A 26764-nucleotide genomic window follows, 5' to 3' on the forward strand; every position below is an offset into this window, starting at 1 on the left:
CCCTTTTAAAAGGATAGTCGCTATGAGAGACGATGCACAGGTTCTTGAAAACAGAAGGCTTGAAGGAGTTGAAGTCCAGGAGCAGTATCGGCAAATCCACGAACGTCACCGGATTTTCCCGGCTGTCTTTGAAAAACGGAACCATAAGCGGATACTCGATATCTCCTCGGGAGTGGGTATTGTCGGAAAACGGATACAGGAGTTTTGCGATGATACGGAAGTTGTGTGTAACGACATAAGCGAAGCCGCGCTCGAGACCATGCGGCGCGCTGGTTTGAAAACGATCAGCTTTGACCTTGACACCGAAGAAACTCCCTTTCCGCCGGGGGATAATGAATTCGATGCGGTCATTTCGCTTGCCACGATCGAACACCTGATCCATTGCGATCATTTCATGCAGGAATTATACCGGATCATTTCGCCGGGCGGACACCTCTATCTGTCTTCCCCCAACTACGCCGGGTTCCTTTACCTGATGCCGGTCCTTCTCACCGGACATACCTTTCATAATCCTCTGGGCCCAAACACCAGATACGAATTTTATGCCCATGTGCGATATTTTACCTACAACAGTCTTCTCAGCTATGTATCATCATTCGGTTTTGTTCCGGAAGCCGCCTATGTCGGGGTCCCGCGGGAAAGCACGAAATTCTTACAACTGAAAAAGAGTGCGCCGGCCAAAGCATTCATCTTTCAGAATGCAATGAAAGCCATGTGCACGACCCTTTCCCCCCGGTGGGCATCGGAGCCGGTTATCTGCTTTCAGAAAGTATCGCGCTCCGAACAGCAAAAAAAGCCTAAAGTAAAGAAAATCGTTTTATAGATAATTTCCGGACACGTGTATATCCGGATTAAGAGTGTGTTGCGACACCGCTGTTGCTGTCTTGAAACTTTTACATAAGGAATACAGATTATGAAAACAGGCATGGTTGCATATACGTTTTATGAAGACGACAACCGGGTTCGGCGGTATGCTGAGGCGCTTGCGAAAAGGGGTGATGAGGTTGAAGTAATCGCGGCGCGGCCCAGGGGCCAGGCAAAGGAAGGGGTCCTGAAAGGAGTACGGGTTTTCCGAATATACGAACGCCTGCTGAATGAAAAAGGGAAATCCGATTATTTTATAAGGACCACCCTGTTTCTTTTAGCCTCCTTTTTAAAAGTAACGCTCAGACACCTTCGCCGTCCCTACGATGTTCTTCATATTCATTCCATACCCGACTATGAGGTTTTTGCCGCCCTTATTCCCCGGCTAACCGGCACAAAAATTATCCTCGATATCCATGACCTTGTTCCCGAACTATTTGCCGGCAAGTTTAAAAAGGAGCCAAACCACTGGATGACCAAAATCTTGCGGTCGGTCGAAAAAATGTGCTGCTCCTTTTCGCACCATGTAATCATTTCAAATGATCTCTGGCGGGATAGAATCGTCACGCGGTCGGTAAGGGAAGAAAAGTGTACCGCTCTTCTCAATTACCCCGATTCTTCCATATTCAATCCCGATCCACCATTAGAAAAAAATAATTCCGATGCATTCATCTGCCTCTATCCCGGATCGCTCAATTACCATCAGGGAGTCGACATTGCCGTGAAAGCCTGCTCACTGATACAGATTCCCAATCTCGAATTTCATATCTACGGCTATGGCCCGCTCTGGGAACTTCTGGAGAAGCAGATTCGTGAGTTCAACCTCCAACAAACCGTTTTCCTTCACGACATAGTTTCTCTGGAAGAAATTGCCGCGGTCATGGGATCGGCCGACCTGGGAATTGTCCCCAAACGGGCCGAGGATTTCGGCAACGAAGCGTTCTCCACCAAAACACTGGAATTCATGATGCTTGGTGTGCCTATCATCCTCTCCGAAACCCGTATCGACAAATTTTATTACAACCATTCACTGGTCGAATTCTTTAAATCCGGCAATGAAATGGATCTGGCTAAAAAGATTACCTATCTCTATGGTAATCCCCACCGGCGAAACGAATTGATTGAAAACGGCAAGGCCTATGCCGAACAAAATATTTGGGAACGAAAAAAACAGCTATACTTCGATATTGTCGATGCTATCCCGCAGAAAAACAAGGCCCGTATCCCGGCGAAGGTAAGGGGATGAAGAGGCGGATTACGAGGGGGAGAGGACGATAATGGATTTTAATGCTGACCCCGGGCCGCTCATATATACCTGAGTATAAAAAACGAACGTTGCCGCTTGACTCTTCTGAACAGAATGCAAAGGGGATACATGACAATCATGGTAATAACCGCTGCAAGTAAAGCCGGCCATATATTCAATTCTCCTTCGATGTGAAACAGTTTAGCCGGAAGCAACATCACATGTTTGTGAATAAGATAGAAAAAGAAGGCGGTTTGACCGAAGACGATCAATGGATTGAAAAGCGCAATCCTCTCCTTTTTAGCTTCGATTTTAAGGCACAGAAGCATGAGCGCCAGCATGATACCGGTTTGATACATAAAATAGGTCAGGCTTGGCGGATACTTGCTTATATAGAGCCAGTTAACAAGTGATAATCCTTCACGATACACAAACATATTTCCGTATCGATTAATATACTTTAACATGAGCGCCAGGGTTATCAAGATAAGGCTTCCAAAAGCCAGCAGACGGTGGAATTTTGGTGTATAAAGCAGGGCTTTTCCTTTGTTATTTATAAATTCGCCAAAAAGCCACCCGAATATCATAAGGGGGAGCCAGGGAAGAAAAGGATACAGAACATTGATCTTTATTGAACCGACTTGAAATGGGATGCCCGGATGAACAAAGGGGAAGAGAAGTCTGATTGCCCCTATATCAATATACGCTCCCCGGGCCGATGACTTTATTACAAACAGATCAATATCGGCCAGGGAGAAAAATGAATGGACCGCCAGTTCATTGAAGATAAGCAGAAACAATGCAATTATCAGATTCAGCCGCCATGCTAATCGTCGCAAAAATATCATGCAGAGGTAACACATGGCAATTGCAAATAATACCTGAAGACAGAACTTATTCCAGTAAAAGAGTTCGATACCAATGAAAAAGAGGGCTCTGAAAAAAATGTGCCTGTCGATAGCGGGGGCCGCCGAAATGCTTTCGGATTTTTTTCGACCGATACTCAAAGCCAGGGAGGTCCCCGCCAGAAAGATAAAGGTAACGGCACAGGTATGGGTAATCCAGCGGACAATGAATTGCAAATGTGGTATTGTTGCGGATGAATAGTTGAACCAGGAGTCCCGGCTGAAATGAAACTTATCGAAGACAATGCCGGCATGATCGATTGTCATAAGTATCATCACAATACCGCGAAGCATATCAAAGGCATATATTCTTTTACTGTATGTATTCATTTTTTTGCTAAAAGCATGGTTTTTGAAAGGTGATTGAACAGTTCAATGATTTCGGGCATCGGGTCCATAAGGGTATACTGGAGACCACTCTCATGCCAGCCGATTTTTATTTTTTGAGTATGGGGTTTCAGTACTCCGGATAGTGCCCGCACAGAGGCGGCCGGATGGGCATATCTGCAGGGCTTATATTCGCATTTCGGCAAATCGATATTTAAAGCATCATGCAAAAGTATCCGGGGAAAATTTATCCCTGCGCAGAGTGAACCTAAAACCGCCTGCCCCAGGCGGCAGTTTATTTCGAGAACAAAACATTTTCCACTTTTTTTGTCTATCCGGAAATCGATACACGCTATGCCGTTCCAGCCTAATTTCTTCAAAAGCATTCTGCTTATGCCGTAAATCTCATCATGATGAACAAAATCCATGATCCTCTGGGGGCCGTAATGAGTGTCATTGCCCAGAACCGATTCTTGTATGGAAGAGACAATAATTTCTCCTTTTTTACAAAAGACACTCATCGAGTAATCATTTCCCGGAACATATTCCTGTACGAAATAGCCGGTATGACGTATCAAACCCTTTTTACTTTCCCAGATCCGGATGACCTCGTCATAACCGCAAGCCTTAACAATGCCCCATCCCCCCTTACCGCTTACCGGTTTGATGAGCACGGGAAATCGCATTTTTTTTACCCGGTTTTTATTATGGATTTCATTTTTTGCAGAGTTTCCGATAAAAACCGACGGGATGAGGGGGGCATGCAACAGGTTACCGGAAAAGATAAAATCCCACTTGTTTTTTTCGAGCAGTATCTGTTGTGCAACAGGATTGGCCGGAACCTTTATTATCTTTTCCAATTCCTTCTTATACCGGGCGATAAACTCGACACCGGATAATGTTGCGGGAAGAATGACATCAAAGGAATGCTGTGTATGCAGACCTTTGATTCCATCCAACAGTTCGCTGTAACAGGTATAATTCAAATTCATATATTTAACTTTACAGTTGCTGTGCTGCGCGACAGAGTGCCGGTTACGGGAAAGGAAATAGACTTTTATATCAGGATGGCGCAGGCACCGGGCAATTTTGACCGCGGTCCACTCCTCGGCATCGGGAATCAAAACCCCGACTTTCCGCTTTTTAATTGTCGGTTTTCCTTTCATGCGGCTCTCCCCATCGCTTTCCGCATGAATGTTTTCACCTGTTGCTCGATACCCCATTTTTCGAGCATTTTCCGGGAATTGATACCAATAAAATTGGCGCAGATATCGGTAACGGATAAAAACCTTCCTTTGGCAGTGGCCGCATAACGTGTCCAGGTCTGTTCGGACCATTCTTCATTCGCCAGCCTGGCTTTATAAAAAGCCTCACCACAACCGAAGTCTACTGATTCTATTCCGTTCTCGAAGAGGTCTTCCACCATTTTGTAAAAAAGTACAGTGCCGATTTCCATCTTTCTGTATTGGGGATCATATCCGGTGGAGCTGAGATGAAAGGTTGTTCCCTGCCTAAACCCTATCCAGAAACAGGCCGGTGCAGTATCGAGATACAAGAGATATGCCCGCAGCCGTCCTCTTCCCGCCTGAAGTTCGAGCCGGGTCCGCATTTCGTCATTATTGATGAAACCGCGACCAAGCGCCCGTTGATAGGTATGGGCTGCAACCTTTTCGGCATCTTCCATCAACCGATCAATCTCATCACTCCTGCACAACAGTGCAATTCGGTGATTGGGACAGGATTCCTCAAGCAATCGTGTCTGCCTTCGTATCCAGTACCGATGCTTTGATTTCATCTGGCCCATGAGCGCTTCAAAGGATTCGGGAAAATTGAGCAGATAATGCTTCTGCTGTTTGAAAAAGGGGTTGCGAAGCAGTGAAGGAGTGCAATCATCCAGAGATTTCCGCAAGGGAGAATCCGAATGGAGCATATCTGCATAAATCATATCAATTTTGTTGTCGGCCATTATCTTCGACACGTTGTTTGCAAAGAGCGTTGCCTGATGCTCTTCCATGGTCCCGATCATGCCGCCGTGAATTAATTCGAGCTTTCTGATTTTGGGTCCGGGAAGCCGCAGATAGCCGATTCTGAAAACATGACGAACATGCTCCAACCGGGCTGCAATCAAACACCGGATTGTATCATCCTCTTTAATAACAAATACCAGAGGACGGGCCCCCATATCTGAACGACAGGTGATGATGGTTTTATAAAAATCGAGGTCTGCATTCGGATTTGCATTGTTTTTGTCCCAGAATTCACGGAAATGTTCCAGTTTATCCAGTTCGTTTACAACAGGTACATCGAGTGCTCTTGTAGGTATCGCCAAATTAGTCATCATAAACAACTCCTCTCCTCGTCATCATTTTTTACCGCCAAAACCGTCAAGATGGCAAACCGGAACTGCTGCCCTGATCCAATACCATCACCACACAAAAAACATTTAAGTAATAAGCCACCACCGCACGAGGAACCTGATGAAAGAGCCACCATTAATGCCGAAAGACATCAAAAAGCGACAGCAATGGTAACTGCAAAATCTGTGCCTGCAATCCCCTTAGGGAGTCAATAAATCTATGGCATAGGGTTTGCATTTAAATCGAACATTCCGTTCATTGTTGCGACAACAGGGGAGCTGCAGAAATGGGGGCTATTTGAAACCGAAAATTTCAAATGGAGATTATATATGAATTTTTTACTCTACAAATTGTACAACACAAAGCTTGCCATGATGAAGAAGCTTATTGTCAAGCTGGTTTTAATGGAAGAAAAGGGGGAATGCCATTCACGAACATTACGGCGGATTTTCAACAATTATCATAATATCGATGTAGGGATGTATTCCTATGGCGCCTGTTTTAACTGGCGGCTGTTTCATCCCGGTATAACGGTGGGCCGCTACTGCTCCATCTCCCCGACAGCATCGGCACGAACCCGTGGCCATCCTCTGGAATTTAAATCCTCCCATCCCCTTTTCTTCAGTTCAAAAATGAAATTGTGCAAGGAGGATTTAGTTACCTTCAGTCCGCTGGTGATCGGCAATGATGTATGGATGGGGTATAATTCGATAATCCTTCCCAGGGTCGAGCGTATTGGTGATGGTGCGGTTATCGGAGCAAATGCGGTGGTTACCGATAATGTCCCCCCCTACGCCGTTGTGGCCGGAGTCCCGGCAAAAGTGATCCGCTATCGGTTTTCTCCCAATACTATCGACAAATTATTACAAGAAAAATGGTGGGATAAGGACCTCGAAGAACTGAAGCCCCACTTGGAAGAATTTACCCGGAAATACAACCCGTAAACCATTGCCAGTATACAGCCGTAACCCAGTACCGCCCGGAGCCATCTTTACTGATGCCGTTTTCGGAAATGACTTGCCGAAAGCGGTAAGAACATTTGGAATAAGTGCCCTTTACCACCATCGCTTTGTGGCATGCTATTTGCAAATTTTAACGTGAGATTGTATGCTTTCAACTTTCAACCCAGGTCTTTCACCATGCCGAAGCTGTCTCGACGAGAAGCATTACACCTTATCAGCCAGGTGGTGGGGTCATCGCTATTTTTTCCAGGGTGTTTACCGGTGAAAACAGAATCCAGACTGAAAAAAAACACGAAGAACCCCTCGAGTATCGTATACCGTTCCGTTAACGGCACGCCGGTGCAGAATATGGATCGGGTGCTTATGCTTATGGGAGGCATCGAGACGATAATCGGTCCTGATGACATTGTTTGTATCAAACCGAATCTCCAGTGGTGGAATCAGGGTGCGCCGAACATTGCGGCGGTTAATTACCTTATAGAAATGATATTCAACCGGCCGGGCGGATTTGGTGGTGAAGTCATTCTTGCGGAAAACAATCACCGGGGGAACCGTCCATGGGAGATGGGCGGCTGGGCGCAGACATTTGTACGTAACAGCGATTGCGAGTGCATACATTATAACGCGCTGGTTCATCGCCTGAAACACCGGTTCGGCGATCGGTTTACGGCCAGTCATCTGATCGATATCAAGGCAGGCGGGAGGCGGGTCTATTCGCCCTCCGATGGTCCCGGGTATGTCTATTGTGACGGTACCGGCGGCAATCCGCTTTTAAAAATCGATAATTTTCAGAGCGGCGATCAGAAACGGGAGACAATTATGTCCTATCCCATTCTGAAAACCGACCGGGGGACCATAATCGATTTCAAAAAGGGTATATGGGAAAAAAACGCCTACTCCAGCCGTCCCTTCCGTTTCATAAATTTCGCAGCTATCAACCACCACAGTTTCTACTGTGGTGCAACTGCATCGATTAAAAATTACATGGGAATTGTCGACCTCAGCGGCGGTCCGGATAATCACAAAGACGGCAGAATGATCGGCGATTATTACAATTTCCATACCTTTCCTTTCGACCACTGGGATGAAGGCCCGGTACGGGGCATTGTGGGATACGCGATCGGATACTTTATGCATTCGATTCGAACCGCCGACCTGAATTTCATTACCGCCCACTGGTGTGGACTGGCATCGAGAACCGAAACGCCCGTGGCTGAAGCAAAAACTATCATGGCAAGCCGTAATCCGGTAGCGCTCGATTATCATGCATCAAAGTATGTGCTCTATCCAAACTCCACCATTCCCTTTCACAATCCCGATAAAACTCATCTGCCTCTGTTCCAGTACATGGCTATGTGCGCCAAACAAACCGGTTTCGGGCTCGACGAAAAACATACCAGGGTGGAATCCTTTGATTTCAAGAACAACACAATGCAGGAGATCGAAAACCTCCAGGTCAAAGGAGAAAAGATATGGGGCAATAATTATAAATCACTTCTCAAGCATTTTTTGCTTCATATAATCAAAAAGGGATAGCAGCCAAGGATAGGAAGCCACAGACCGCCTCTCAAGCTCATCGGGCCGATCGAACGGGCTTCACCTTTGCCCAGGCCTCGCGAGGAAGCGACCTGCATCGCATGCAGATACCGGGATAAATAAATCCGGGGCTTGATTTATTCCCTATTCCGGAATTCATCGTATGCCCCTCGGATCCGCTTTCTACAGGCCTCCACAGCATCCATGAAATCATCATAGCCCGCCCCCACTCCCAGGATCCGCTTGGCCAGGGCGATGACGGCATCCCGGTTGGTGGGAATGGCATGTTTCTGTTGATCTTCGAGTATCTGAAGAGCGTGTTCTATTTTGCGAAGGAATTGGTAGTCCTCCGAAAGCTGCAGTGCGGTATCTGCTGTAATGATCCCGTTGTTCCGAAGGCGCTCCAGGGCAACAAGAGTGTTACCGTCAATTATGCCGTCACTGGCATGTGTATGAATCAGCTGCAGGCCCTGAACGGTAAACTCGATATCCCGGATTCCACCGGCTCCCACTTTGACATCAAAAGGTTCATTCCCGGTAGGCGCCTGCTTTTTTATCGCCGAAGCCCGGAGCCGCTCGATCGATTCGATCACCGTATCCGGCTCCTGTTTTTTCCGGAGTATTTCACGGAATGTTGCGACCAGCGATTCTCCAATTTTTCTGTTGCCGCCAACAGGCCGCAGTTTCAACAGCGCCTGGATCTCCCACAAGGAGGCTGTTGACGAGTAATAATCGGCAAGGGTCTTGACCGAATTGACAAGCCGTCCGGACCTTCCGTAGGGCCGGAGCCTCAGATCGACCCGGAACACATGGCCTTCAACCATATAACTCGACAGGTCGGAGCGGAGGTGCTCGATTACCTTGGCGAAAAGCTCTCGCTCCTTCTCCGTTATCTCACCCCGAGTTTCATCATAGGCGGCCAGAAGATCGATATCGGAAGAATAATTTAATTCTCTTCCTCCAAGCTTACCAAAAGCGAGAATGCAAAACCGGTCTTCCTGTTCACCAACATCTCTGTCGCCGGTCTTTTTGCCGGAAAATCCGGCAAATATCTGCTTGAGCGAAACCCGGATGATCCCTTCGGCAAGGTCCGATAAATTCCGGGTAATCAACTCCAGGGGCGACCGCAGGCAGATATCGAGTGTTCCGATACGCAGAATTTCCCGTCGTCTGAACTGTCGTAACCGGTGGAGCCAATCGGTATGATCATGCGCACTTTCGGCGATCCGGCCGAGTTCATTCTCGATAAGATCGGCGGTGGTCTCTCGGCGGAGGTTTTCCGGAATAATCACCCAGTCTAAAAATCCGGGGTTTCTGATCAGAATATTGGCCAGAAACTGGCTGCCGGCAAATATGGACAAAAGTATTTCGAGCTGCATGGGCTGGGAGAGCAACCGTTCGTAATGCTCTTTCCGGGCGCCGACAGCGTTAACGAACTGTTCCCAGTTGTTTAGGGCCATGTCGGCATCGGGTTTATTCCGTAATATGTCACAGGCCAGAACCGCAAGACGGGCAAAGCTTTCCCGGTCGGCGCCGGCCAGACTCTGTAAGTTGACATAGGCCCGGTCCGGTTTTCCAAAACCGCTTTTGCTCAATACCATATGGGCAAGATCAATATCGATATCTTCCAACAGCACAAGATCGGCAACATTACCGATTGCAGGTCCGGGAAGACTCTCTCTTCCGAAATGTTTTGCCACAAAAGAACGAACGATTGCGGTCTGGGAATCGAAATCGGTGCGTAACTGCTGTGCCGGATGCATCCCGTCTTTCATTCCATACCCCATCCGGCGGGCAAGATGCATGAATTCATCATCATCGGGTGAAGGTAGAAACAGGTCGGTAGCGGTTCCCCGAAGCATGCGGAGCCCGTTGATCAGGCGGCGGAAAAAGTCATAGGCCGCAGACAGCCGCAAGCTCTCATCACTGCCCAGTACACCGGCATGAGCCAGTCCCTCGAGGGCTTCGTGAAGGCGGGGGGTTCGAAGAACAGGATTATTCTTGCCGTGGATTACCTGAAGCAATTGAACATCATACTCCAGATCCACCAACGCACCGGGATTGAATTTGGCATTCAGTTTTCCCGGCACCTTTTTCTCGGCATACTGTTTTTCTCTGAGTTCTTTTATTTCCCGCGGCTTGATCGACTGGGATTCATACACAATATCATCACGGATACGCTCGATCTGCGCACCGAGCCCCGGATCGCCGCTGATCGTTCTCAGCCGTACCAGAGCAAGCCGTTCATAGGAATGAGCCGGACCGTGGGGTCCGTAATAGTTGCAAAAATTTTCCAGACTGCTGGCCAGAGGCCCGTCCTTTCCGTAAGGGCGCAGACGAAGATCGATATTAAATATGCCTTCCCGTTTGGTTCTGATTATCCGATTGACCTGTTTGACCAGACGACTGAAAAATTCTCCATTGTCGACAGCTCGGTTTCCCGTGGTCGTACCGTTATCGCTGTAAACAAAAAGCAGCTCGATATCCGATGCATACCCTAAAGCGGCGCCGCCCAGTTTTCCCAAACCGAAAACCACATGCCGGGCCGGAAGCCCCGCGACCGTACCCGGTTCACCGAATCGTGATATCAGTTCGTTATAGGCAAGTGACGTTGCGGTATCGACAATAACTTCCGCAAGCTTGCTCAAGTGCTCGGCAAGGGCTTTAAAATCAAACTCCCGGTCTAAAATATGATCCAGGTCGATCAGAAAGGCCTCCCGGTCTTTAAACTCGTTAAGCCGCCGCTGCTTTTCTTCCATTGTTGCGCATGAGTCAAGGAGCTGTGTCAGACGGTCCTTGAGTGTCGTCTCGGGATTGCTGAACCGGTGTCCCCGGGTGTGGGGTCCGATAATCGGAAGAAGTTCTTCATACTGAAGACGGATAAAATCTTCCCATAAATAGTCGCTGGCTCCCAGAAGACGGGCCAGTTCCTGAAGTATCCGGGGGTTGGACATGTAGTCGAGCCACTTCTCCTGATCCGGATTTTTGATCATGTCCTTGACTAGCTGCTCGAACCGGACCAGTGCAACATAGGGGTTGGGTGATTGACCGAGAAAATAGGTAAACTGTTTGGTGAGGAGTACCGACAGCTTAATCTGGTTGATCGACGATGTCTCGGTGAGCTTTTTTCCGAACCGGTCGACAATATCGATAATATCCTGTACCCTGCCGTCCACGGTGCTGATACTCACCTGCTCGATTGACATATCATTGAGCGATAAAGCATTCGAAAGGGAATAGAGAAACGCAGGTGTATCTTCAGAAGCAACTTTCAAGCGGGTCCAGGGCCCTTCATCGTTATCAACATCGATACTTACCGGATACAAGACCGGCGTGGAGTCGTACTCGATTCCATCAAGGTGATCGGCAACCAGCTGATTGACATTCCGCCGTGCCTTTTCAAGCGAGGGATCATCACCCTTCTCGAGCAAGGCGATTGCCTGTTCCAGCTGACCGGTCAAGTTTTTCTTCCAGTCATTCCAGGATTGGCGGGTGGTCAGTATGCCGGTGAAATGGTCCACGATCCTCCGCCGCATCAGGGGATCTTCGGTAATCCGGCGCCGGGAATACCGTCTCCGGTGCAAAGCCCGGTTCGCCCGGACCGTATCCCTCGAATAGGTAAACACATTCCCCGCCAGGATATCCAGCCCGAAAGAATTGAGTATCCCCGTAATGAGGGCAAACACCGATGGATAATCGAATGACAAAACCGTGCAGCCCACCGAATTCTCACCGAACCGGTCGAAAAGCACCTCCACCGGATGATCGCTTTTCACCCGGGAAAGGGCAGTAATATGACCCGCAATCTGATACTCCTCAAACCGGTTGAAATACCGCTCATCCAGCCGCTCAAGATGGTTCCGGATAAAAGCATCAACAACCGATCCACAGGAGGACTTTATGTGTTCTGGTGATAGTCTCATGTTTTAAACATCTCAGATTTCATGTTTTTTGAGTATAGGGTATAGGGATCGACAACAATATCAATCCTCGTCTTCCATCTTTTCTTCACTCCACCTCCCCAAAATACTTCACCTCCCTCTCCCACCCCAAAAAGCACAAATTTGTACTGCGCCGTCTTATTCGAAACGAATATGTTATGCTTTCGGTTGGTCGGCAACACCTTCCTTTTATATATAAGGTAAAGGCTCACTTAATGGCACATCCATTGCATTCCAACCCTGCATGTGCATAAATCGGCACAAGGAAAAAAATACACCATTTCATTCATTTCTCATAAGGAGGTGCAGTATGCACAAATTCATTACCTTACTTGGCGCCGTTTTAGTAACGAGCCTCACCCTTGTCCACGCTGATGACCACGAAAAGGTCTCTTTCAGCGGTTATCTTGATTCGGATGTCTGGACCGACTTTTCCGGAAACTTTTTCAGCAACGATGAACTCGATCTGAGCATGGCGATCCGGTTTTCCGATAAAGTGAGTGCTTCGGTCTGTGCAACAGTTGCCAGTGGAACCATTCCGGCAGGTATGGGATTACCCGGTGGTGAAGATGTTTCCGTGTATGAGTTGGCCAATGATACCTTCGAGATTACCGAAGATTATTCCCGGTGGGTAGCGATTACGTTCGACGGTGTCTCGATATCTTACGAGAGCCCGATCGGCACGTTCACGGTGGGTGACCTTGTCTATCAGTTCGGTGGATTCAACTACTATTTCTACAAACGGCTCAGCATGATCACCGAAGAGAGCTTTACCCGCGGTGTCGGCTATTCTTTTGGGAACGAGGCGCTTACGCAGAGTATTCTCGCCGGTTCGGCAGATATCAATCAGGTGGGCGATCTTGTGGGTATTACCTCACTTGCCTTTGGTGAAGAAAACAGCCTTTCACTCTACTATGGAGTCCGAGGAAGTATTTATGAACAATTCAAGACAGGCTCAATGCTCTTTGCCGGACTGGAATACCTGGGTTCGATTGGCGAGATGATTTCGTTGAAATTCGATTTAGGTTTGCAGAATCTCCCTGGTGAAGAGCGTTCTACCGCCTACACCCTGCTCTTCGAACCGGTATTTACAGCCGGTGATTTCAGCACGGCAATGAGCGTCTATACCTTTATCGATCCCGATTCGACTGGAGCGAATTTTGTGGAGGATGAATTCTATGCTTATATCGAGCCGGGACATGCCTTTACCGATGTCCTTGCTGCAGGACTACCGCTCGAAATTCATACCACCGATCTGGATGAGTTCAGTGACGCCGGATCATTCTGGGTAGTACCGACACTGTATGTCTATCCTGCCGACGGCGTTGAATGGTGGATATGGGGGCAGGTTGTCGCACCGCTTGGTGATGGTGATGGTGATGGTGAAACTGATGATCTGAGTTATGGCCTTGGTTCGGAAATAATTGTGACATTTTAAGGATCAGAGGAGGAAAAAATGCGAATAAAAAATTGTATACCAGGCATTCTTCTTATCGGGGCGGCATATCCTGTGCTTGCCGAGGAAGTAGCCGCTATGCCGCAGGAACACGGCAACATGCTCTGGACACTTATTGCTGCGATACTGGTATTCTTTATGCAGGCAGGATTTGCAATGGTCGAGAGCGGATTTACCCGTGCAAAGAATGCAGTGAATATCATGATGAAAAACCTGATGGACTTTTCAATCGGTTCGCTGGGATACTGGGTGATCGGTTTTGCCCTGATGTTCGGGGCTACTGCCGGTCATTTTATCGGCACCACCGGGTTTTTTCTGTCTGATGCCACTCCGGGCAAGGAAGGATGGGAGTGGGCGTTGGTCTTTTTCATGTTCCAGACTGTCTTTGCGGCAACCGCTGCGACCATTGTCTCGGGCGCTATGGCCGAACGGACAAAGTTTACCAGCTATCTTATTTACAGTATCCTGATCAGCGCAGTTATCTACCCCATCTCGGGACACTGGGCCTGGGGAAGTCTTTTCAATGGCGAAGGTTGGCTTGAGAAAATGGGCTTTATCGACTTTGCCGGCTCCACCGTTGTTCACAGTGTTGGCGGATGGTGTGCTCTTGCAGGAGCGATCGTTTTAGGTTCACGGACCGGGAAGTATACCGCTGATGGTAAATCGAGAGCGATTCCCGGCCATAATATCCCCCTTGCGGCACTGGGCGTATTTATTCTCTGGTTCGGATGGTTCGGGTTTAACCCCGGTTCGACTACGACGGCGGATATGAGCATCGGACGGATTGCCGTGACCACCAATCTTGCCGCGGCTGCCGGCGCTGTTGCTGCAATGCTTACCGCATGGATTATCATCGGTAAACCAGATGGTTCCATGGCGCTCAACGGCGTGCTCGCAGGACTGGTGGGTATTACTGCTCCCTGTGCGGATGTCTCGCCGTTCAGTGCGGTCATTATCGGTCTTGTCGCCGGTATCCTTGTGGTGATTGCGGTTCTGTTTATCGATAAGACCCTAAAAATCGATGATCCAGTCGGTGCGGTCAGTGTTCACGGTGTCTGCGGCGCCTGGGGAACCCTCGCTGCCGGACTCTTTGCCGAAGAAGCATACGGTGGTAATGCCGGCCTCTTTTTCGGTGGTGGATTAAAACCGGTCCTTGTTCAACTCACCGGAATCGGCGCGGTATTTCTCTGGGCGTTCGGTTTAGCAATGGTCATGTTTCTTGTAATTAAGCATACGGTCGGCCTGCGCGTCAAAAAAGAAGAAGAACTCAGTGGGTTGGATATCGGTGAACACGGTATGGAAGCCTACAGTGGATTCCAGATATTTACTACGGAAAGCTGAGTCCTGATTCTGTAACCGGCAATTCTTTCAAAGGAGAAAACATATATGAAACTGATAATAGCGATTATTCAGCCCCAGAAGTTGCCTGATGTCAAAAAAGCGCTTCTGGATGCCGAAGTACACAAGATGACGGTCACCAATGTGATCGGAGCCGGTCAACAGGCCGGATACACCGAAAGCTATCGGGGCAATATCTTTGAAGTAAACCTGTTGAAAAAAATCCGCCTCGAAATTGCGGTCAATGATGATTTTGTTCAAAAAACTCTTGATGCCATTATTAAAGGTGCACGCACCGGCAATATCGGTGACGGCAAAATCTTTATCCAGGATCTCCCTCAATGCATCCGGATACGTACCGGTGAGGAAGGCTCTTCAGCCATAGGCTGATTTTTTCCACAACTCCTTGATAGGGGCACGGCCTGCAGTGCAGGGTGTGCCCTTTTTTCAGGTTGAGGGAGAGGGCAGGGTAAGCAAAAAGTGCTGCGTTTCAACATTCAACACACCGACAGCACTTCGATCACGTTCAGTATACCAGCTCAGTGCATCGCTTGCGACTTCCGAGCTTAGAACTTCTACTTTCGACCTTCATTCAATCCGTCTTTATACTCCCCGATATACCGCTCGATATCTTTCAGCGAAGAGTATCCCAGCAGGGTTTCTGCATACTCGACCGCTTCGGGTAGAGAGACTTTCCGTATATGTTCCTGGATCCGGGGGATGAATAGGGGGTCCATGCTCAGGCGTGTAATGCCGATACCGATAAGGAACGTGACATATTCTTCACTGTGGGCCATCTCTCCGCAGACCGATACAATTTTGTTTTTCGCTTTCCCGGCCCGGGCGATTTTGGCAAGGGCGCGCAGTACCGACGGATGATGGGGTTTGTAAAGGTGGGCCACTTTGATATTAGTCCGATCGACCGCCAGCATGTATTGGATAAAATCATTGGTGCCGATCGAAAAGAAATCGGCAATCCCGGCAAAGTCATCGATTATATCCACCACCGACGGCAGCTCGACCATCATGCCGATGCGGGGTGATTCATGATAGACATCCCCTTCATTTTTCAGATCTTCGAGGCAGGTGGTAACCAGTTCCCGGGCCGATTCGAATTCATCCAGCGATGATATCATGGGAAACATGATATGGAGCCCGGTTCCCTTCGCTGCCCGGAGGATCGCTCGGATCTGCTGCTTGAAAATATCTCTGTTTCTGAGGATGAAACGGATCGAGCGCATTCCCAGAAAGGGATTGTTTTCTTTGAAATTATTAAAATATGAAAGTACCTTGTCGCCTCCGATATCGAGAGTGCGAAATGTCAGTATCCTGTTTTCCATTTTCTCCGCTACCCGACGGTATATCATCAACTGTTCTTCCTCGGTAGGAAAGGTAGAGCGGATCATGAAGGGGAACTCTGTTCTATAAAGCCCGATTCCGGCGACATTCATCTCCCGGGCGTTGCGGATATCGGCAAGAAGGTTGATATTTGCCAGAAGGTCGATCTGCTGTTTGTCCCGGGTAATCGTTTTTGATTTTGCTTTGCCGCGGATTTTTTTGCTCTCTTCCCGCGCCGCATGCTGCTGCATAAAGGTATCAACCACCGGATCATCCGGATCGATATAGACATTTCCAACACCGGCATCGAGCAGCAACAGCGTATTGTCGGGCATATCGAGCAAACCGGGTTCATCGCAGATAATCAGCGGGATTTTCAGAGAGCGGGAGAGTATTGACATGTGGGATGTTGCACTTTCGGAAACAACAACCGCTCCCAGGGCCCCCTCTGCAGCAAGGATCAGCATCTCCGAGGGAAGCAGTGTTTCGGCAATAACAACTTTTTTGTGTGCACTCGACAATCCATACTTTTTGCCGCTTAAATTGCTGAGAATGCGCAAGGACAGATCAAGAACATCATGCGCCTTCTCCCGAAGGTAGAGATCTTCCTTTTCCTCAAAGGCATGAATATATTCCTGCGCCACTCCGGCAACGGCATCGGGGGGCGAAAGTCCCTTTGAAATCAGTATTTCCATCTTGCCCACAAAAAACCTGTCTTTCAATAAAAGCAGATGGGCCGAGAAAATCATTGATGCCATATCCGACAGCCGTTCTTCAACCTGGTCCTGAAGCAACCGAAGCTGGGAAGCGGTTTCTGAGAGAGCATGCTGAAAGTCTTCAAGGGTAAGCGTGGTATCCGGCTTTACTTGGGATATCTTTTTAAGTGAAACCTTGCGGTCAACCACCAGGGAGGGCCCGTAGGCAAACCCCAGACTCGCACCCTGACCTTTAATGAACTTTTGTGTTATCGGATGATGTATTACCTTGTTGGGAACATGGTGTTCCGTTATTTCGAGGATAAGCTGAGCATTTTCGATACTCGATGCCAGTTGATTCGATACCGCCTGCATGGTAGCGAGTTCATTATGGGTAAAACCTTCATTGTTCTCCCGCTGTATAACCAGTACGCCGATTTTTTTAATGCCCCGGAGAATGGGAACGGCTAAAAATGATTTAAACCGCTCTTCATCGAGCCCTTTGAACAATCGGAAATTGGGGTGTTCCTCGCCGGATTTTACGCTCAGTGCACGAAGCTCCTTAAGCGCAAGTCCGGTTATACCTTCACCCAGCCGCAACTTAACCGTATCGATCATTTTACGATTAAGCCCGACAGTGGCCTTCAGGGTAAGAACTTCATCGAGAGCATCGAAAAGATACACCGAACATACTTCCGCACTCGTATGCGCAGCGACCATCTCAACTGTCTTCTGCAAAAAGGTCTCGACCGTAGAACCTTCCGAAAAAGCCCAGTTCAGCTCACCAAAATCACAAAGAAACTGAATATGATTCTTTTTTCGTATCATAATACTTCAACTAAGCAATGCAATAAATATACCTATTTTGCCATGCCCATGTCCTGTTCCTGAGGGGATTTTCCATGATACTTTTCCGTATCAAGCCTATTTAAAGGTTTCCCACAAAGCGGGACATATGCTGGGCCCGGCAAAAATTCAGTAAGAAACGCACAGACTCTAGGGGCCAAAAACCTTCTCCTTCGACTTTCAATTTTCGACCTTCACCCCTCGACCTTCGACACAATTTCGTGCCGCCATTCCCGGCATAACACGATAATGTACAGCCACTAACCTGTCAATGCTCATTTAACAATGTATAAGGCTGTTTTATTTGGCATTGTGATTGCATTCTACCTTGATCGAATTGTGCGCAGTTCCTTTTTCATTGTGCTTATCAAGGAGTTTTTCTATGAAGTTTTCTGCAAAAGTACCTGTTCTTTTTCTCATTCTCACCGGCGCGGCCGTATCGCCGCTTTTTGCCGCTGATGGTTCAGAGATCAATCTGATCGACACGCTCTGGATCCTCGTTGCCGCCTTTCTGGTCTTTTTTATGAATGCCGGTTTTGCATTTGTCGAGACCGGGTTCTGCCGGGCTAAAAATGCAACCAATATTCTGGGTAAAAACTTTACGGTCTTTGCAATAGCAACGCTTGCTTTCTGGGCACTCGGCTATGGAATCATGTTCGGCGCGGGTGAAGGACTGATCGGTACAAATTCGTTTTTTGTTGGTGAAACGGCAAATAATCCTGCTCCCAATTTACCGGTCTTTGCCTTTTTCTTTTTCCAGGTTGCCTTTGCCGCGGCAGGATGCTCGATTATATCCGGTGCGGTTGCCGAACGGATCAAATTCAATGCCTTTTTACTTTTTGGAACCCTGATGGTTGCGTTCATCTATCCTCTGGGTGGCCATTGGGTATGGGGCGGCGGATGGCTTTCCGGACTGGGATTTCACGATTTTGCCGGTTCTACCGTTGTTCATTCTGTTGGCGGTTGGGCTGCGCTGGCCGGAGTTTTGCTCCTTGGCGCACGGATCGGTAAATACAACCACGATGGCAGCACCAAGGCAATTTTGGGTCATTCCATCCCCCTTGCCACGCTGGGCGGGTTTATTCTGTGGCTCGGATGGTTCGGGTTTAATCCGGGAAGTGAGCTTGCCCTCAACGGCAATGTCCCCCGTATCGCGCTTACCACCGCACTGGCATCATGCGCAGGAATTGTTTCAGCCATGACAACCGCCTGGATAATAAGCGGCAAACCCGATCTATCAATGATTATCAACGGTTGTCTTGCCGGCCTGGTGGCTATTACCGCTCCCTGTGCTGTTGTAAACCCCACCGGATCGATAATCATCGGACTCATTGCCGGTACCCTGGTCGTGCTTGCCGTACTGTTTTTTGATAAACTGCATATCGACGATCCTGTCGGAGCGCTGGCCGTTCACCTCGTTAACGGCATCTGGGGAACCCTCGCTGTCGGCCTCTTTGCGGTAAACGGCTATATCGACGGCGTCACCGGCCTCTTTTACGGTGGCGGTGCAACACAACTCGGTATCCAGGCTCTCGGCATAATCGGCGTCGGCCTTCCCGCCTTTGTTCTCTCCCTGATCTTCTGGTCTATTATCAAAGCTACTGTGGGGTTGCGGGTAACCAGAGAAGAGGAAATCGGCGGACTGGATATTGGCGAGATGGGCATGGAAGCCTACAATGGATTTCAGATCTTTACTACTGAAAACTAATATGGACAAATTCCAAATGTGTATCTCGTTGTTCAAAATGATAGTATTAAATTTCAGATCCGTTACCCTTCGACCGGTAACTATTTATTAAGGAGCAGTATATATGAAATTGATCATAGCAGTAATACAACCGACAAAATTACCTGATGTTAAAAAGGCGCTTTTCGATGCACAGGTTCATAAAATGACCGTTACCAATGTTATCGGCGCTGGCCAGCAGGCTGGCTACACCGAGAGTTATCGGGGCAATATCTTTGAAGTCAATCTTTTGAAAAAGATCCGTCTCGAAATTGCCGTAAACGAGCAATTTGTAAAACCCACTATCGACGCAATTATCGAGGGTGCCAGGACCGGGAATATCGGTGATGGAAAAATTTTCGTTTTGGACCTTCCCCAGTGTATCCGGATACGGACCGGTGAAGAAGGATCTGAGGCAATTGGATAAAACAATGAAAAGGGCAGAAGAAATCATCAGGCTCTATTACTACGATGATACTATGCCCTATTTTGTTGATGTTGGTCCTGAAATACAAGCGGGTGAAGTCGTCACAATCGATACCATACTCTTTGAAATCTATAAAGTCCGCCAAAACGACAACGAAGAAATCCAGCGGCTATGGATCAAACGAGTGGCGGCTTCATCGGCGGATTGAGGGGAAAGGAAATTGACGATCCTTCGAGACTTCGGCAGCCCTTCGACCATTCTGCAGGCTCAGTGTACCAGCTCAGTGCAGCGCTTTCAACTTTTCAACCAGCGCTCTTCGTCCCTCCCCTAGTGCCTGAACCGCTGGTAATCGATTTTGTACTTGGTAATTTTGTATTGGATTATCCGCTTGGTGGTTCCAAGGATTTTAGCGGCTTCGGTCTGATTTCCCCGGGCATCTTTAAGAGCATCCACGATAAGCTCCTTTTCGTAGGCAGCGACCAGGTTGTTAAAGGTGTTTCTGATTCCTCCGGTTTCGGCTCCCATTTCTTTCATCTGGAGTGTTGGCGGAAGGTCATGACCTTCAACGCTGTTTGATCCCGCTACCAGGACCGCCCGTTCCATGACATTTTCCAGTTCTCTGACATTTCCCGGCCAGTGATATGAAGACAGCATATCGATTGCCGGCGTTGATATACGGCTGATCTTTTTGGAATGGATAGTGCTGTATTTTTTAGCAAAATGATCTGCCAGAAGGAGAATGTCAGCGCCCCGGTTCCGGAGAGGCGGCAGCACAATGGTAAAAACATTGACCCGATAATAGAGGTCTTCACGGAAAACCCCCTCTTTGACGTCATTTTCGAGGTCCCTGTTGGTTGCGCATATCAGACGGACATTGACTTTTACCGAATCGAGGCCGCCTACCCGCTGTATCTCCTTTTCCTGGATTGCCCGCAGGAGCCTGCTCTGGGCACTCGGGGTCATCTCACCGATTTCATCGAGAAACAGCGTACCATTGTTCGCAGCCTCAAAGCGTCCGATCCGACGGGAAACGGCGCCGGTAAAGGAGCCTTTTTCGTGGCCGAAAAGTTCACTTTCTAAAAGCGATTCGGGAAGCGATGCACAGTTTACGGCAATGAAATGGCCGTCTTTTCGCGGGCTTTTCTGGTGAATTGCCCGGGCAACCAGCTCCTTGCCGGTCCCCGTGTCACCGCAGATAAGTACCGTTGTTGGTGATGACGATACCTGAGCGATCTGACGGAAAACCTCACGCATGGTACTGCTGTTCCCGATCATCTCACGGGGCCGTCCCATGTCTTCGAGCGACCTGCGGAGTTCCAGATTCTCCTTTTCAAGCTCCGAAATCCGTTCATTGCTTTCCCGGCGCTCCAAAACCAGTTGCGAGACCAGATCACCCACCGCCTCTAAAAAATCAAGCTCGTTCTCGAGCTTGTCTTTGTTGCCGTTGGTCACCCGGTCGACCGACAGTGTTCCGATAACATTTCCTTTGGCCTTAACCGGAACACAGAGAAAGGCGATATTCGAGCTTTCAAGGTTACTCCGCGCGCCGGTCCTGTCTAAAAATGCAGGCTCATCTTTTAATTTCGGAATAACAATCGGTTTGCCGCTCTGAAGAACTTTGCCGGTCACCCCTTCACCCGGGCGGTACCTGCCCCGCCGGCGGTCGGGCTCGGAAATCCCATGGGCAACATCGAGAATTAATTCGGTGTTGTCCTTACTCAATATGGTAATCATGCCCCGGTTCATACCCGCATGAATCTCGAGAATTTCCAAGACATTAACCATTATCTTCTCAAGATCACCACCCGCACCCAATACACGGGCAATATGGTAAAGTACCGAGACACCATTAAAACTAAGATCCGAATTTATTTCTTTTATAACCATTTTTGTTGTCCCTTTTTATTTATTTGTCCAACTAAAAGGGATTATTCATATTTCGAAAACACCCGACACAATATTGTATCACCATAAAATATCACCTCTCCGCTGGTTTGTGCAATATCAACACGATTGAGCGAAGGGGATAAGCGATTATTTGCCGCAGGTACTCAATGAATCCGGGAATGATTACGATGTACGAACCATACCGAGTATTGCAGAGGCATTTCACATATGCCTCCTTTGTTGTAATCATTCTCCTGATCGTTTATCCTCTTCTTAAAGCAACAGGGGACCCACCAGTCAAAAAGTCCGGGAGTCCCCTGCAAGCAGCAACCATTAAATAAAATAGAAATTTTTAAATATCATAGTAGAGAGCAAACTCCCACGGATGCGGCCTGAGATCGATAGCCTGTACTTCATGGGTCATTTTATAATCGATCCATGTCTCGACAACATCAGGAGTAAAGACATCACCCTTGAGAAGATATTCGTTATCTTTTTCCAGTGCATTCAGTGCTTCTCTTAATGATCCCGGTGTTGTGGGGACCTTTGCGAGTTCTTCCGGCGGAAGATCGTAGATATCCTTATCGAGCGGTTCTCCCGGATCGATTTTGTTTTGAATACCGTCAAGGGCAGCCATAAGCAGGGCCGACATGGCGATATAGGGATTGCAGCTTGGATCCGGGCAACGGAATTCAAGCCGTTTTGCCTTGGCCGATGTCGAGTACATCGGGATACGGACCGCCGCACTCCTGTTTCTGCTTGAGTATGCAAGATTCACCGGTGCTTCAAAACCCGGTACCAGCCGTTTGTAGCTGTTGGTAGTCGGATTGGTAAAAGCAAGCAACGACGGTGCATGTTTTAGAATTCCACCGATTGCATACATGGCATCCTGTGACATACCGGCATAGCCGTCACCGGCAAAGAGGTTCGTATCCCCTTTCCAGATCGACAGATGGGTGTGCATTCCCGTACCGTTATCGTTAAAAAGCGGTTTAGGCATGAATGTGACGCTTTTGCCATGTTTTCTGGCAACGTTTTTAATGATATATTTGTATTTCAGAAGATGGTCACCCATGACTACCAGCGGGGCAAAGCGGATATCGATTTCGGCCTGTCCACCGGTGGCAACTTCGTGGTGTTGACATTCGATCGGTACACCGGTATTGATAAGTGAAAGCATCATCTCACTGCGGATATCCTGGAGACTATCGGTTGGCGGTACCGGAAAATACCCTTCTTTATACCGCGGTTTGTACGCCAGATTATGAGAAAGCCCCGATTCATCGAGAAACTCTTCACGGCCGGTATTCCAGCGCCCTTCAAAGGAATCGAGGAAATAGTAGCCGGAGTTACAGGTCTGATCAAACCGGACATCATCAAAAATAAAGAACTCTGCTTCAGGTCCAAGATAGGCGGTGTCACCAATACCGGTTGTTTTCAGATAGTTCTCTGCTTTGCGAGCAATGTTTCTCGGATCACGGGTGTAGTCTTCGCCGGTAATCGGATCGCAAATATTACAGACCATCACAAGGGTCTTATGGACCATGAAAGGATCGATAAATGCAGTCTCTGCTACAGGACGTACCAGCATGTCCGATTCATTAATAGCCTGCCATCCCCGAATACTTGAACCGTCAAAACCAAGCCCCTTCTCGAAAGTATCCTCATCGAGCTCGGAAACCGGTATTGAAAAATGCTGCCATAAACCGGGAAAATCCATGAATCTGAGGTCTACGACTTGTACCTCTTCGCTCTTAATGAGGGCAAAGACATCTTTGGTAGTTTTGCAGGGAGTCATATCTGATCCTTTGTTAAGTTGTACAAAAATGCTCTTTTCTTTTTGAAGATCTTTATGTGCGCAATTAATATGCCAAAAAGAGAAATTCCGAAAAAAATAAAATATATGTATTATTCTATATTATATTATGTTTGTAATACCGTTTTTTGACTGTTTCAGGCATTCCCAATCACTATCGATAGAGCAACCGCAGCACATAGAAGCACAAAAATGTAGCAATAACACCCCTGAAATACATTTTTGTGTCGCAACGGCTTTTTACACTTGTTCATGTTCAATATAAGTGTTGGCATGGTTGTTGCGACACATTTATGTGTCGAACCCGTAATAACGACATGCCACAATCGTAATCACAAGGAAAACAAAAAGCAGCATCACTGAAAATACTACTTTAACAAGCCTGCCTCCGGCCGCGGCTCCATAAGTATGGGTTTTCATTCAAGGTATCTGGGTTATAATGCAGCCATTAAAAAAAGTTCACACATCGATGAGCACCGGCCTCAAAGGACTCGATCAAACCATTCACGGCGTATTGCCCGGAGACAATATAGTTTTCCAGGTCGATAATATCGACGATTACATCCCCTTTGTTCATCCCTTCTGCTATCAGGCCAATCGGGAAAACCGGAGCCTTATTTATTTCAGATTTGCAGACCATCCATGGCTTCTGCCCGAGGATGTAAAAGCGGAAATTCATCAGCTCCACCCCGAAGACGGGTTCGAGACCTTCATTTCCGAGATTTTTGATGTTATCGAACGCCAGGGGCTCGGCGCATGTTATGTCTTCGACAGCCTTTCGGAATTATCGGTGGACTGGTACAGCGACCGAATGCTCGGTAATTTCTTTATGCTCACCTGCCCCTATCTCTACGATTTTAAAACCGCCACCTATTTTGCGCTCCAGCGGGATCATCATATGACTGTCGCCACCCAGGCCATTCATACGACCGCTCAGGTGGTACTCGATGTGTACTGCAATAAAGGAACGATATATATCCACCCCCTGAAAGTGTGGAAACGGTATTCACCGACCATGTTTATGCTCCATGCCCGGCATGGTGATAAATTCAGGCCGGTAACCGGCAGCACGGGTATTGCCGAGATCATGGGTTCAATCTCCCAGGACTGGCTCGATTTCAGCTTTCAGAATTTAGATGTCTGGACCCGGACTTTCGGCCAGGCACGGGAGTGTCTTCAACAAGGCCCCGATAATGACCAGGCCTACCGCGAAGCAAAAATTCTGCGCGACCGCCTGCTTCGAATGGCCATTACCCGCGACAACCGCCTTTTAGAACTGGCACAGCAACATTTCGATCTTATCGATCTGGTGGAAATCGGCAAACGGATGATCGGCACCGGCCTGATCGGCGGTAAATCGGTGGGCATGCTTCTGGCACGGGCGATCCTCAGGAAAAACGATCCCCGGTGGAAAGAAATTCTCGAAACCCACGATTCGTTCTTTATCGGATCCGACCTCTTTTACTCGTACCTGATAACCAACGGATGCTGGTGGCTGCGGCGAAAGCTGAAACTCTCCGGTGAGATACTCGACGGCTCCGAGGATGTTCAACGGAAAATCCTCTCGGGAACTTTCCCCGATGATATCAAGGCCCAGTTCAGCAATATGCTCGACTATTTCGGCCAGTCACCGATCATTGTCCGCTCGAGCAGTCTTCTGGAAGATGCCTATGGGAATGCCTTTTCAGGAAAGTACGAAAGCGTGTTCTGCGCAAACCAGGGATCCCCACCCGATCGCCTCGAAGAATTCATGGATGCAGTACGGACAGTCTATGCCAGCACCATGCGAAAAGAGGCGCTGGCCTACCGGAAACATTGGGGACTCCTGGACCAGGATGAACAGATGGCCCTTCTTGTGCAGCGTGTTTCGGGCGATATCAACGGGACATTCTATTACCCCCATGTCGCCGGTGTCGGATTCTCCTTTAATCCCTATGCCTGGTCACCGGATATCGATCCCGGAAAAGGAATGCTTCGCCTGGTATTCGGATTGGGGACCCATGCGGTCGACAGGGTGGATGACGATTATACCAGGATTGTCGCGTTGAACGCGCCCGACAAAAGACCTGAATCCAATTTTGATCAGGTGCGAAAATATGCCCAACGGAGAGTCGATGTGCTGGATTTAAAAGAAAATCGGCATATTTCCCATGATTTCGAAAATGTCGCTCAAAACGCAAGCGATCTCCCGCTCGATATTTTTGCATCGCGGGATGAAGAAATGGAGCGACGGGCACGGGAACATAAAATGAGCACTGTCTTTTCCTATGTCCTTACCTTCGATAAACTTCTGAAACAGACCGATTTTGTTTCGGATATGCGCTCCATGCTTCAGATACTCCAGAAAGCATACAACTATCCGGTGGATATCGAATTTACGGCAAACTTTGTTGAAGAAAATTTATACCGGATAAATCTTGTCCAGTGCAGGCCCTTTCAGGTAAAAGGCGAATTCCGGACCGTTGAATCACCGGGCAAAATCGCCATGAAGAATATCATCTTTCAAACCAGGGGCCCCATTATCGGCAACAGTATCTCCGATACAATCGAACGCCTGGTCTATGTGGTTCCCTCACACTACACCAGTCTCTCCATGAACGAACGGTATTCACTTGCCCGGGTTATCGGCAAACTGACCCATCTGCACGAAAAAAATAATTCGGTGCAAAAAACAATCGCGCTTATCGGTCCCGGACGGTGGGGAACGACATCGCCCTCACTCGGTGTGCCTGTCTCCTTTACCGATATCAACACCGTATCGGTGCTCTGCGAACTGGCGTTTATGCATGAAGGACTGATTCCGGATGTCTCGCTGGGAACCCATTTTTTTAACGATCTGGTCGAAATGGACATGCTCTACCTGGCGATCTATCCCAAACGTGAAGGTCATAGATTCAACGAAAACTTTCTCATGTCGTCCCCGAACCGTTTTCCCGAATTGCTGCCCGATGCGGCATCGTGGAGTGAATGTATCAGGGTGATCGACTTTGAAAACTTCGACAGCAAACGCAATATATGCCTCAATGTTAACGCACTGACCCAGGAAGGAGTATGCTATATTGACCGGGAGTAAAAAGCGTGAAAAGACCGATTCCAG

General features: G+C 48.2%; 18 protein-coding genes. 11 read left to right on the top strand and 7 right to left on the bottom strand.

Going from position 1 to position 26764, the window contains the following annotated elements; genetic code table 11:
• Positions 1-22 precede the first annotated feature (22 nt).
• Positions 23-823 carry a methyltransferase domain-containing protein gene (locus tag GF401_19275; GenBank protein ID MBD3347201.1) on the top strand — a complete coding sequence of 267 codons (801 nt, stop codon included), beginning with the start codon at positions 23-25 and terminating at the stop codon, positions 821-823.
• Positions 824-913: 90 nt separating this feature from the next.
• Complete coding sequence (locus tag GF401_19280) at positions 914-2110, top strand: glycosyltransferase (protein MBD3347202.1); 1197 nt, start codon at positions 914-916, stop codon at positions 2108-2110.
• A gap of 59 nt (positions 2111-2169) precedes the next feature.
• Here the strand turns inward: GF401_19280 and GF401_19285 are convergent, their stop codons facing one another.
• The 3 genes from GF401_19285 to GF401_19295 are packed head-to-tail and all read right to left on the bottom strand — an operon-like array spanning position 2170 to position 5683.
• Positions 2170-3345, bottom strand: a complete 1176-nt coding sequence (locus GF401_19285; GenBank protein MBD3347203.1) for a DUF1624 domain-containing protein — start codon at positions 3343-3345, stop codon at positions 2170-2172.
• Positions 3342-4679: an ATP-grasp domain-containing protein gene (locus GF401_19290; GenBank protein ID MBD3347204.1), complete on the bottom strand. Its 1338-nt coding sequence runs from the start codon at positions 4677-4679 to the stop codon at positions 3342-3344. The genes GF401_19285 and GF401_19290 overlap by 4 nt, the downstream gene beginning before the upstream one ends.
• Entirely contained in the window at positions 4505-5683 is a 1179-nt protein-coding gene (locus tag GF401_19295; GenBank protein MBD3347205.1) for a GNAT family N-acetyltransferase, read from the bottom strand. Before GF401_19295 ends, GF401_19290 begins: the two co-directional genes overlap by 175 nt.
• 345 nt (positions 5684-6028) lie before the next feature.
• Here GF401_19295 and GF401_19300 point away from each other — a divergent pair, with 345 nt between their 5' ends.
• Together GF401_19300 and GF401_19305 are read left to right on the top strand one after the other, a co-directional pair.
• Positions 6029-6643 (top strand): antibiotic acetyltransferase, encoded by a 615-nt coding sequence (locus GF401_19300; protein MBD3347206.1) that lies wholly within the window; start codon positions 6029-6031, stop codon positions 6641-6643.
• Between the two features lie 132 nt (positions 6644-6775).
• Complete coding sequence (locus tag GF401_19305) at positions 6776-8197, top strand: DUF362 domain-containing protein (protein MBD3347207.1); 1422 nt, start codon at positions 6776-6778, stop codon at positions 8195-8197.
• 137 nt (positions 8198-8334) lie between these two features.
• On the opposite strand, the gene GF401_19310 is transcribed toward GF401_19305, so the two are convergent.
• The gene (locus tag GF401_19310) at positions 8335-12120 is read right to left on the bottom strand and encodes a glutamate-ammonia-ligase adenylyltransferase (GenBank protein ID MBD3347208.1); all 3786 of its coding nucleotides are present in this window, start codon (positions 12118-12120) and stop codon (positions 8335-8337) included.
• A gap of 328 nt (positions 12121-12448) precedes the next feature.
• Here GF401_19310 and GF401_19315 point away from each other — a divergent pair, with 328 nt between their 5' ends.
• From GF401_19315 to GF401_19325, 3 genes are read left to right on the top strand one after another with little or no spacing between them, the layout of a single operon-like run.
• Positions 12449-13576, top strand: a complete 1128-nt coding sequence (locus GF401_19315) for a hypothetical protein (GenBank protein MBD3347209.1) — start codon at positions 12449-12451, stop codon at positions 13574-13576.
• 18 nt (positions 13577-13594) lie between these two features.
• Complete coding sequence (amt, locus tag GF401_19320) at positions 13595-14935, top strand: ammonium transporter (GenBank protein ID MBD3347210.1); 1341 nt, start codon at positions 13595-13597, stop codon at positions 14933-14935.
• A gap of 45 nt (positions 14936-14980) precedes the next feature.
• Positions 14981-15322 (top strand): transcriptional regulator, encoded by a 342-nt coding sequence (locus tag GF401_19325; protein ID MBD3347211.1) that lies wholly within the window; start codon positions 14981-14983, stop codon positions 15320-15322.
• Positions 15323-15507: 185 nt separating this feature from the next.
• On the opposite strand, the gene ptsP is transcribed toward GF401_19325, so the two are convergent.
• Complete coding sequence (gene ptsP, locus GF401_19330; protein ID MBD3347212.1) at positions 15508-17793, bottom strand: phosphoenolpyruvate--protein phosphotransferase; 2286 nt, start codon at positions 17791-17793, stop codon at positions 15508-15510.
• A 400-nt stretch (positions 17794-18193) separates the two neighbouring features.
• On the opposite strand from ptsP, the gene amt (GF401_19335) reads away from it, so the two are divergent.
• From amt (GF401_19335) to GF401_19345, 3 genes are all read left to right on the top strand, one after another.
• Positions 18194-19519 (top strand): ammonium transporter, encoded by a 1326-nt coding sequence (amt, locus tag GF401_19335; protein ID MBD3347213.1) that lies wholly within the window; start codon positions 18194-18196, stop codon positions 19517-19519.
• 103 nt (positions 19520-19622) lie between these two features.
• Positions 19623-19964, top strand: a complete 342-nt coding sequence (locus tag GF401_19340; protein MBD3347214.1) for a transcriptional regulator — start codon at positions 19623-19625, stop codon at positions 19962-19964.
• Positions 19957-20172 carry a hypothetical protein gene (locus GF401_19345; GenBank protein ID MBD3347215.1) on the top strand — a complete coding sequence of 72 codons (216 nt, stop codon included), beginning with the start codon at positions 19957-19959 and terminating at the stop codon, positions 20170-20172. Before GF401_19340 ends, GF401_19345 begins: the two co-directional genes overlap by 8 nt.
• Before the next feature lie 119 nt (positions 20173-20291).
• Here the strand turns inward: GF401_19345 and GF401_19350 are convergent, their stop codons facing one another.
• Both GF401_19350 and glnA read right to left on the bottom strand, forming a co-directional pair.
• A complete protein-coding gene (locus GF401_19350; GenBank protein ID MBD3347216.1) occupies positions 20292-21851 on the bottom strand; it encodes a GAF domain-containing protein in 1560 nt (519 codons plus the stop codon).
• Positions 21852-22203: 352 nt separating this feature from the next.
• Positions 22204-23649: a type I glutamate--ammonia ligase gene (gene glnA, locus GF401_19355; GenBank protein ID MBD3347217.1), complete on the bottom strand. Its 1446-nt coding sequence runs from the start codon at positions 23647-23649 to the stop codon at positions 22204-22206.
• Positions 23650-24106: 457 nt separating this feature from the next.
• Here glnA and GF401_19360 point away from each other — a divergent pair, with 457 nt between their 5' ends.
• Entirely contained in the window at positions 24107-26740 is a 2634-nt protein-coding gene (locus GF401_19360; GenBank protein ID MBD3347218.1) for a pyruvate, phosphate dikinase, read from the top strand.
• The last annotated feature ends 24 nt before the right edge of the window (positions 26741-26764 follow it).

It is taken from the genome of Chitinivibrionales bacterium, from assembly GCA_014728215.1.
Lineage (GTDB): Bacteria > Fibrobacterota > Chitinivibrionia > Chitinivibrionales > WJKA01 > WJKA01.